Origin of the sequence: Phytobacter sp. V91, from assembly GCF_965644225.1 — a bacterium.
Classification (GTDB): Bacteria; Pseudomonadota; Gammaproteobacteria; order Enterobacterales; family Enterobacteriaceae; genus CBFFRJ01.
Genome location: NZ_CBFFRJ010000173.1, coordinates 1 through 8,722, shown reverse-complemented (window position 1 = coordinate 8,722; position 8,722 = coordinate 1). Strand labels below are relative to the sequence as shown.

At 52.6% G+C, this 8,722-nt stretch carries 7 protein-coding genes and 1 pseudogene; 4 read left to right on the top strand and 4 right to left on the bottom strand.

The features are described from left to right. Positions 1 to 71: 71 nt before the first annotated feature. Both ACSZO4_RS23325 and ACSZO4_RS23320 read left to right on the top strand, forming a co-directional pair. Positions 72 to 503, top strand: a pseudogene (locus tag ACSZO4_RS23325) (SDR family oxidoreductase); the annotation flags it as partial. A 164-nt stretch (positions 504 to 667) separates the two neighbouring features. Beyond that, positions 668 to 1,684, top strand: coding sequence for a Fic family protein (locus tag ACSZO4_RS23320; protein WP_437891449.1), 1,017 nt, complete (start codon positions 668 to 670; stop codon positions 1,682 to 1,684). On the opposite strand, the gene ACSZO4_RS23315 is transcribed toward ACSZO4_RS23320, so the two are convergent. Next, positions 1,677 to 1,892, bottom strand: a complete 216-nt coding sequence (locus ACSZO4_RS23315; RefSeq protein ID WP_437891447.1) for a hypothetical protein — start codon at positions 1,890 to 1,892, stop codon at positions 1,677 to 1,679. The genes ACSZO4_RS23320 and ACSZO4_RS23315 overlap by 8 nt on opposite strands. Positions 1,893 to 2,446: 554 nt before the next feature. On the opposite strand from ACSZO4_RS23315, the gene ACSZO4_RS23310 reads away from it, so the two are divergent. Beyond that, positions 2,447 to 2,635, top strand: a complete 189-nt coding sequence (locus ACSZO4_RS23310; RefSeq protein WP_437891446.1) for a type II toxin-antitoxin system Phd/YefM family antitoxin — start codon at positions 2,447 to 2,449, stop codon at positions 2,633 to 2,635. Then, positions 2,625 to 2,930, top strand: coding sequence for a type II toxin-antitoxin system RelE family toxin (locus ACSZO4_RS23305; RefSeq protein WP_437891444.1), 306 nt, complete (start codon positions 2,625 to 2,627; stop codon positions 2,928 to 2,930). The genes ACSZO4_RS23310 and ACSZO4_RS23305 overlap by 11 nt, the downstream gene beginning before the upstream one ends. Before the next feature lie 201 nt (positions 2,931 to 3,131). Here ACSZO4_RS23305 and ACSZO4_RS23300 read toward each other — a convergent pair whose 3' ends face one another. Genes ACSZO4_RS23300 through ACSZO4_RS23290 form a run of 3 tightly spaced genes read right to left on the bottom strand, consistent with a single transcriptional unit; the run spans position 3,132 to position 8,522 of the window. Then, complete coding sequence (locus tag ACSZO4_RS23300) at positions 3,132 to 5,738, bottom strand: DEAD/DEAH box helicase (protein WP_437891442.1); 2,607 nt, start codon at positions 5,736 to 5,738, stop codon at positions 3,132 to 3,134. Beyond that, the gene (locus ACSZO4_RS23295; protein WP_437891440.1) at positions 5,728 to 7,638 is read right to left on the bottom strand and encodes a hypothetical protein; all 1,911 of its coding nucleotides are present in this window, start codon (positions 7,636 to 7,638) and stop codon (positions 5,728 to 5,730) included. The genes ACSZO4_RS23300 and ACSZO4_RS23295 overlap by 11 nt, the downstream gene beginning before the upstream one ends. After that, positions 7,635 to 8,522, bottom strand: a complete 888-nt coding sequence (locus ACSZO4_RS23290) for a hypothetical protein (RefSeq protein ID WP_437891439.1) — start codon at positions 8,520 to 8,522, stop codon at positions 7,635 to 7,637. The genes ACSZO4_RS23295 and ACSZO4_RS23290 overlap by 4 nt, the downstream gene beginning before the upstream one ends. Between the last annotated feature and the right edge of the window lie 200 nt (positions 8,523 to 8,722).

Here is an 8,722-nt window from a genome sequence, read left to right as displayed (position 1 = left end):
GATTCGCGCGACTGACTTAAAGGTCAAACCTTTCGGAGTCCCCCGGCAAAGCCGGGGGTTTACCGGACTTAATTATCAATACCGTCAGTTCCGGTCTGACAGGTTCGATTCTTCTCACTCAGTCTTTGTTGCCTGGGTTAAGACGTTCAGACAGTGCTGATATTGTCTCAATTATCTCTTCATGCGGGATCCCGAATTTTACGGATTCAATTGCGCACCCCGCGTTCTTTGCCAGCAAACATGGGCTTAGCGGGTTTACAACTAAACTGGCGCAGCAACTGGCGGATGAAAATATACGTGTTACGGGGCTGTACCCACCTGATTTCGAGCTTAAAGGGTTAGATGCGACTGACGATAGTCAATGCAGAATGGGTGAGCGCCTACTGAACGGACGCTCGGTCTGGGAAACGATTCGTTTTGTGTTGGCTCAACCCCGTAGTTGCCATATAGGCAGCATCTATTTTCAGGGGCCAACCCGCGAAGAGCTGTGCGACAGGGTCTGAATCCGGTGATGTTAAACAGAATAATTAACGTCAGCTTTACGCTCCAGGCATAGCTGCCGCTTTTTTCAGTCCGTTTAGTGCCAGGGGCGGATATTGCCGACATCATGCTATGTTAATGTGTGGCAAGCAGGCCACTACTGGTTGTTATAAAGGAGAAGTGGTTGGTGAAAAAGCATATTAAAGCAAGCAGTGGTGTGGATTACCTTACCCACACTGCTTTAAGCAACTGCAAAATCATTCACATAAAAACAACCCCATCCCTGAACGGTAAAACGCATTTTTACTGGAACAAGAGTCGCGCCGAACTGATCGTCGGCTCTAAAGTGCATTTCCCGGTTCCCTCCATTGCTCACCTTGAGCGATACAAAAAGTCATGCTTTTCCCTTATCCGTAATGAAATTCAAATAGGTGATTCGATAGTCTGGTTCTTTGGTAGGCCACTACAACCTGTAGTATGTGCAACTGTGATTGGAGTGAGGAAAGAAAGAGGTAAACGGTTTCTGCGTCTGCTGCCAAACCATCCGAATTCTGTGGTACCCGAGACATGGGCATTGTATGAGCCTGGCAATTTTTTCTTTGTGTCTAATAATCGAACCAATCGTCATCGCGCGCCAGCAAACATTATTTATGCGGCTTATCAGGATGAGCTAAATAAAATCGAAGAAATTTATGCGCCGATAAGAACCCGGCGCATGATTCTACGATATCTTACGAATGCCAATCTCAGCATGGGTGAGAGGGCTTTTAAAGAATGCCATTCTGAACTATTTAAAGGCATCTATTCCTGGGCAGGACAATATCGAAAAATTGAGTTAGTTATAGGTGATAGACAATTTCCAACGATGCATCCATCGAAAGTTGAATCAGCGATGAGGAGATTTTGCCATGACTTTGGTCATCGCTATCTTAGGCTAGTAAATGATGACAGGGAACGGATGCTAAATGCACTGGTATATGCTCATAAAGAACTGGCATGGATACATCCTTTTGAGGATGGCAACGGCAGAACTATCAGGCTTTACTTGGAGTTGGTAGCTAAAACAAGAGGATATGGGTTTGATCTAACCGCATCTATGAACAGTAAAAAGAAAAAGCGTTACTATCACTTTGCTGTGAGAAAGGCTGTGCAAGGGTTTCCTAAGATCTTAACAGCCTTACTCAACAAAGCGCTGCTTAAATGACTGTTTCGAGTTGGTCAGCAATCCGCATGATTTTCGACCAGTCAGCATCGCTATAGCGATGGCCTTCAATCTCGAAAGACGCCTTTGCATTGCTCATTGCGGACTCAGCGATTGAGCGACGGCTAACGCTACGAGAACCAGATTTTCCGCCGCGAATAATCACCGTAACGTTGCCATGCGCATCGCTTTTTGTGGATCGGGTAGACATTAATGATTCTCCTAAAGACTTTTTGAGTTCGTAAGTCAGTATATCCTTCATGCAGATTACCGTCTACTTGTTGTGCTACGCGGTTAACCGTCACATCCACTGACATTTCCATACCATCATTGCTGCACACAGAACGTCCCCTCCTCGCAGACACTGACGCCGTTTAAAAGCTTAAGCGCCATGAGAAGGCGATTTACGCACCGCTAAAATCAGTTGAGCACATTTCTGGTGTACCCCTCCCGGTAAAACGGTAACAAACCGCACAAAATGTATTCCAGAAATGCGGTTTAAGGATCCAGTCCATGGCTGCATATACACTCAGCTGAATAGCATCAGATTTCAATCCGTATGGCCTGCATCGGCCCTGTTTCTTCCTGTTTCGATAAGCTCCCAGCGGGTGATTTATGGCAAAGATAATCACCACGCAATGAAAGGCACCTTTAAAAGCACCGTTAAGTGACCTATTGTAGAAGCTCTTAACCGGAGAATACATTATGGCATTTCAGATTTAAACCACCACTGCGGCCAGCATTACAGAGCTTAAACGTGACCCTATGGGCACTTTCAATGCAGGAGAAGGTGCACCTGTAGCCATCCTTAATCGCAACGAACCCGCTTTTTACTGTGTACCACCTGCCCTGTATGCACAGCTGATGGAAATTCTGGAAGATCAGGAGTTGGGTAAAATTGCCGACGAGCGAATCGGTGAGGCAGTAATCGAGGTCAATATTGATGACCTGTAAGCTGGCCTTTAATGAATCAGCGCTGAAAGAATGGAAAAAATTGGGCCATACCATTCGGGAACAATTCAAAAAGAAGCTCACTGAGCGCCTGCAGAACCCACGGGTGCCCGCATCACAACTCTATGGACGTAAAGATCAGTTTAAGATCAAGCTCCGGGGCGCTGGCTATCGACTGGCTTACAGCGTCAACGATGACATTGTAACAGTCACCGTAATTGGCGTGGGTAAACGAGAAAATGATGATATCTACAACCGCAACCCAGCACCAAAATTAATCGCGGCGGCAACCCGGTAAGGGCAGTATGACCGTTACCCTTACGTCTTAACCGGAGCCGCTTTATGCCTGCAATTTATTTTATCGTCACGTTTTTCCTGTTCCCCTTATCACCGCCGTGACCCAAGGCAGCGGACCGGATGTGATTTTAATCCCTGCTCTTACTTCATCGCGCAGCGTCCGGGGCGACCTGAGCACCCGCCTGCCCGGCTAACGCCTGCATCAGCTGCGGGTTACCGGTTTTGCCGGGTAAGGGTCTTCCTGAAAGTGGTCATCGCCAGGTTGGCGTAACCAGCGTTTCCAGTCCTGGCTGTTCTGGTGAAAATCGATTTTACTGTTAAATTCCTGCGGTTCGCAGCTGTCCAGCTTCTGTTCCACGCTATGTTTATGGCGAATGAACGAGGCCAGTTGATCCTGATCAAAGGTCCCTTCAAGGTACGGATAATTGATGGTCATTTCCGCTTTGCCTTCAACTTCAAGCAGTTTATTGATGCGGCCAAACAGGCGATCGACCCGACCGTTGCGCTGTTCGTTATCCCCCGGCGTCCAGGCGATACCGTAATGATGCACCTGGTGGCACTCAAGATGCAGGTTTACGCCCTCCTGTAACACCGAGGTGGCAACCAGCACATTAGGGAAGAACGGCGAGTTAAAACCGCGGATCAGGCGTTCGCGGTTCTGGGTCTGGCCGCTGGCAAAGCTGCCGGGGCTGTTAAGGCTGCTCAGCTCACGCCAGCTGTAGTCACTGTTATCCAGCGGCTGGCCGACGATTTTCACGCACAGGGTTTCAAAAGTTTCGATAGCCGCGGCAAAGTAGCGCTGGATCAGTGACCCCGCCAGCTTCGGCGTCACCCATTTAATAAAATGCTGATAACGCTGCTGAACATCACTCTTCTGCTGTTCGCGGTTGAATTCGGTAAACCAACAGTAAAGCTCGATCATCACCGGGCTGGCAAAAAGATATCCGGTGCGCAGATAGTTGGCGAAGTTCTCAATAACTCCTGGCTGCTCACGCCATTTCAGCAACTGATCCTGTGCCTGCTGCGAAAGTGCGTCAAACATCAGTCCCCAGGCCGTCGGTAAAGGCTGCTGATAAGCGATTTGAGTTGTCGGTGACGTCAGCTGTAAGCGTGCGTCACGCGCGGCATCGCCGTAGCTGTCACGCTGACGCTCTTCGGTCTCATGGCGATAACAGAATTCATAGCAGCCGCTGATGCCATCCCGGGCCGGTTCCAGAAACAGCGAAAACAGGCTTTCCGGGCGACGAAAACGCAGGCTGACATTGCTGCAATCCGTACTGCGCATGCCGGTTTTCTTGACGACGAACAGCTCGGCGATTTTGCTCGACATCTTAGGTTCGTTTTCCGTTGCGGATTCATCCGCCGCGCTGTCATCAAATGGCAGCTCATCCTGCTCAGCGCGTTGGCTGACTTTACCCGCGATCAGCCGCATAAAGGTTTCGCGCGACCAGCCTGATTTGCGCCACTCTGCCAACGCCGCCGCCGGGAGCTGCCAGGCGGCGATTAACCGCTTCGCCATCATCTCATCATAACGGGCGTTAATCCGCTGGGTAATTTCCCGTACCGAGGGAATACGCCGCACAAACACCAGATGTTTACCCTCGTACAAGGGCGAGGTCTGCGCAAAGGGATCCTCGCTGAGGCAGGCGTTCACCAGCAGGTCGTACTTTGGATGATCGGGCATGCGGTGATAGATGTCATGAAACTCACGGGTTAACTGGCTCAGCAGCGGTGAATCAAACGCCTGATTAAAGTCGTTATGGATCTGCTCCTCATCATCGCGGAGCTTATCCGTGCCGCCTCCGGTTGATTCAAACCCTTCCAGATAGCCATACAACATGCGTCTGCCCGCCGCCTGTTTCTTCATCTCTTTTACCAGCCGTTTCTGATAGAGGGCAAAGAACAGCTCCGCATCCAGCCGTCCGCTAAAACTGGCCGCGCTGGCGCGTTCATTCCGGTAGGCATATTTACTCTGTCCCTGCATTTTACGCAGGCGACGGATGGCAAAATCCTGCATCAGATTGCGCACATCATCCACGGCATAATCGTCACCCAGGTCTTTGAAATAACTTAATATGTCGTAGATATTACGCGGTGCTGAGTGATTCGGGGTCGCGGTCAGCAGTAACACATAATGCCCCAGCCGCGCCTGCTCATCACCAAAGAATGCCTGCGCCGCCGCGGCGCGCTGGGAGTCACCGTGGCGATTACGGAAGTAATGCGCCTCATCAATGATGATGAGATCAAAACTGCCCCCCAGCGCCTGCATAATTTGCTGACGATAGCGCGCGGCATAGCGGGCGGCTGCGGCGGCATTGTCGCCATCCTCTTTCTCCTCCTGCGGCACCAGACCACTGAGCGCATAAATGGTGGTGAGCCAGAAAGGATGCGGCTCCTGTTGTATTGCATCGGCTAAATCTGCCAGCCGACCATGGATCTGCGGTGCGTATTGCTCAGCCGGAAACGCGGTGCGGCAATGCGCCTTGATAAAGGTGGTAAATTCTTTTTGCCAGTTAAGACACAGCGTGTGGTTCGGCGCCATCACCAGCACCCGCGCGTCCGGTTTTTCCAGCCATAAGCGCAGCATGATGCCCATCGCCTGATAGGTTTTGCCCATCCCCACTTCATCGGCCAGCAGCGCCAGCCGCTGCTCATGCAGCAGATTCCACAGACCGGCAACCCCTTCCGCCTGCTTCGCCGCCATGCTGGTATCGCCCTGTTGGTAATCCCAGCCGCTATTTGCCGCATCGAAATTGATAAGCGCTGCAACCTCAGCGGACGTAATGGTGCCGGTTAATTTATTCGCCATACTGACAAGCTTCCCTGATGGTGGAGAGATAATCCGCGCTGGCGGCATCGCCGGAGAGCTGCGGAACCACAACCCGTAGCGATTGCCAGAGATGTGCGGGTACCGGCATTGCGTCGCCCCGATCGCGGCGCAAGCGATTAAAACGTTTTTTACCCAACGCCGCGAGCGCGTTGACTTCCTGCGCGAGGAACCAGTCAAAGACCGGCTGCGGTGAAGCGCTGGCGCGTCTGGCTGAAAATTCAGCCAGTTCCAGCAAACTGCCGGGGGCGCTGAACAGGTGACGATAGAGCTGATCCAAATCTTCTTCCGCATTTAGCAGATCGCGTCGGCACTCCATCGCCTGGAACAGACGGAAATAGCTGGTCGGTTCAAACTGGCGCTCCGGGGGAATATCGCCCTCTCCCTGGGTCTGGTCCTGCGCCGCGCTGCCGCGCAGCATCAGGCGATCGCTGTTGTCAGGATCGTCGCCGAGCAGATAGCTGTTCAGCAGGTCGTCCAGTGAGGCAAAGCTCAGCGCCCGGCGGTCTTCGGCGTTCGTTTCAATAATCATGCCCTGCCAGTCGCTTTTTCCGGCGGTGCGCAGGGTGAAGAACGGGTTATTGAGCAGCACATCGCTTTTGCGCAACGGCAGCGTCAGGGGCGACTTTAGTTCACCGTTTTGTTTCCACACCAGCTCGCACGACCCGCTAATCCCCGGCAGTATCAGTGCGTAATTCGCTTTTACTTTGCGGTTGCTCAGATTGCCATACAGCTGATATTCGCTCCGTCGCCAGTCGAAGATAACGCTCAGGTCGCAAAGCGGAAGCTCCGCCACGTTCAGCGCTTCTTCCTCAAGCAACTCATCAGAGGCAAAATCACTGTCCTTCACTTCTGACCACACAGGCCCGCATACTGTGGTGCTGCGCGCAACGCTATGCACAATTCCGGCCTCAACGTTCCAGCCCTTGTCATCCAGGCTGGCACATCCTGATGGCGTGAAATTCCAAGATCCTACCGCCAGTCGTTTACTTTTGTTCGTCTGTCCCAGCCACAGTTTGGCGTGGGTCATTAGCGCCCGTTCATCGCGCGGCACCAGCGGATGGCAGAGCGTCAGCCGCCCCTCGTCGAGCAGCGTTTGCAATTCTGGCTGCCAGCGGGTACGGATAAAGCGCCCCGCCACCCGATCGGGCACCAGTTCAAGCTGTTGCTCAGGTTCAAGCAGGCTGGCGATAAAACCGGCCATATCGTCGGCAAGGTACGGGGAACAGACGCTGAGCGTTTTTAGCGCTTCGCCTTTTTCCAGCGCTTCCAGCAGCGTCTGCCCATCAAGGCTATGAATAAAGGACCAGTCGCTATCCTGGCCTATAAATTTACGGCGGACAGGGAAGAACTCATCATCATCCAGTGTGGTATCAATATTGATAAAAAACTGCTTAACCTGCTGATATTGCTCATTGGTTGCGAGACAACGAAAATCCACCGCCTCCTGATTACGCCCCCAGCCGCTGAGGGTCAGGTTGGCGCTCCCCGCCCCGATGACGATTTTTTTCTCGTCGTCTTCAAGGTAAAACACTTTCGGGTGAAACAGGCTGCGCTGCGGATCGAGGTAATCCGCATGGGGCGCATCCCCCTGCGCCAGCTGGCGGATGGACACCGGCCAGACCTCAACCGAGGTGCGCTTGGGCTTGTCTTTTGCCACCATGCGCGGATCGCAGTAGATACGAAAATCAATCCCGCTGGCCGTCAGCGTCCGCTGTAATACTTCATAATCCATCCGGCTGACCGGCGGGTCCATACCCAGCACCGCGGGCAGCACCCAGGTTTCGACAAAGGCGATATCCAGATTAAAGGTGGTCAGCCAGACGCGCTTTAAGCGGCCCATTGCGCCAAGCTGCTGTTTGAAGTTGTCTAATAATTTCATGCCGCATTGCCCCATAAGCCATTCAGCAGATGCCGGAAATGCGGCAGATAATAGTTATTCACCCAGTCGCTGTTTTGCCGATTTTCATCAAGCGTCGCTGGCGGCACCTGCAAGGTGAGCTTATCGTTGACCAGCGTCAGCCACGGAAATTGTCCGCGCATCGCCATCAGTTCGCAGTGATAGTTCAGTAAACCCTGAACCTGTCCGTCAAGCGTGTGGACGGCGGCCAGCCGCAGTAAATGCTCAAAGCGCGCTTTGGGCGTACCGCTGAGCGAGTCGAGCAAAGCCCTGTTACTTTGCAGTTGCGCCGCAAGGTCTGAAAGAGACCGGGCCGTAAGCCCCCGCGCATGCCAGAACTGGCTGAACTCGGCCAGCGTCTGGCTGCTTTGCCGCCGCAAGCCGCTGAACATCAGGTCGATAAGCGCCAGAAAGGGTTCTGCATCACAAATATGCTGTAATCTTTGTCGTTGGTTGTTATCCACCTCTGGCATTTTCTCCGCCTGCTGCAACGCAAGGGCGAAAGCCCGGGCGACGGGCATGTCACCGCGATGCTCATCGAGCACGCGATAGAGCGCGCCAGCGGCATTTTTATCCAGCCCGGTTCGCGCCAGCCAGAACTCACGCGAATAATCCCCTACCATTTTGGGATCGCGAAACGCCTGCACGTAGGCTTTTTTGAGATCGGGGGGAATATCCTGATCGCCAGGCTTGAGCGCGCCTTTGTGCGTCGCCTGCATCAGGGATTGCAGGTAGCGAAGCGCCTCAGCCCGTAATGTTTTGAGCGGTTTGACACTCTGAATAAAGGCCTCTGCTGCCTGCCACACCGGCTTACTTTCCGGCAGATCGTAGCGATAATCGGTGGTGAAAAAGCCCATATTCATCATTGGCGATTTATAGCGCCCGTTGATCCCTACCGTCAGCTGATTAATCAGCAGCCCGCTGTCTTTGCCGTGACCGAAAATAAGCTGCGGATTTTTTTCTGCTTTATCCCATTCAGGGCGCGCTTTGTTAAGGAAGGTGCGATTTAATCGTCAGTTATGAGAACATAAGGCTTTCTTTGCCATAGATTTTTCACGATGCCCGC

Bases quoted from the DNA above. Each gene is read 5' to 3' on its own strand.
- ACSZO4_RS23315 (WP_437891447.1), bottom strand. From the start codon at position 1,892: ATGTCTACCCGATCCACAAAAAGCGATGCGCATGGCAACGTTACGGTG.
- ACSZO4_RS23310 (WP_437891446.1), top strand. From the start codon at position 2,447: ATGGGCACTTTCAATGCAGGAGAAGGTGCACCTGTAGCCATCCTTAAT.
- ACSZO4_RS23305 (WP_437891444.1), top strand. From the start codon at position 2,625: ATGACCTGTAAGCTGGCCTTTAATGAATCAGCGCTGAAAGAATGGAAA.
- ACSZO4_RS23300 (WP_437891442.1), bottom strand. From the start codon at position 5,738: ATGGCGAATAAATTAACCGGCACCATTACGTCCGCTGAGGTTGCAGCG.
- ACSZO4_RS23295 (WP_437891440.1), bottom strand. From the start codon at position 7,638: ATGAAATTATTAGACAACTTCAAACAGCAGCTTGGCGCAATGGGCCGC.
- ACSZO4_RS23290 (WP_437891439.1), bottom strand. From the start codon at position 8,522: ATGATGAATATGGGCTTTTTCACCACCGATTATCGCTACGATCTGCCG.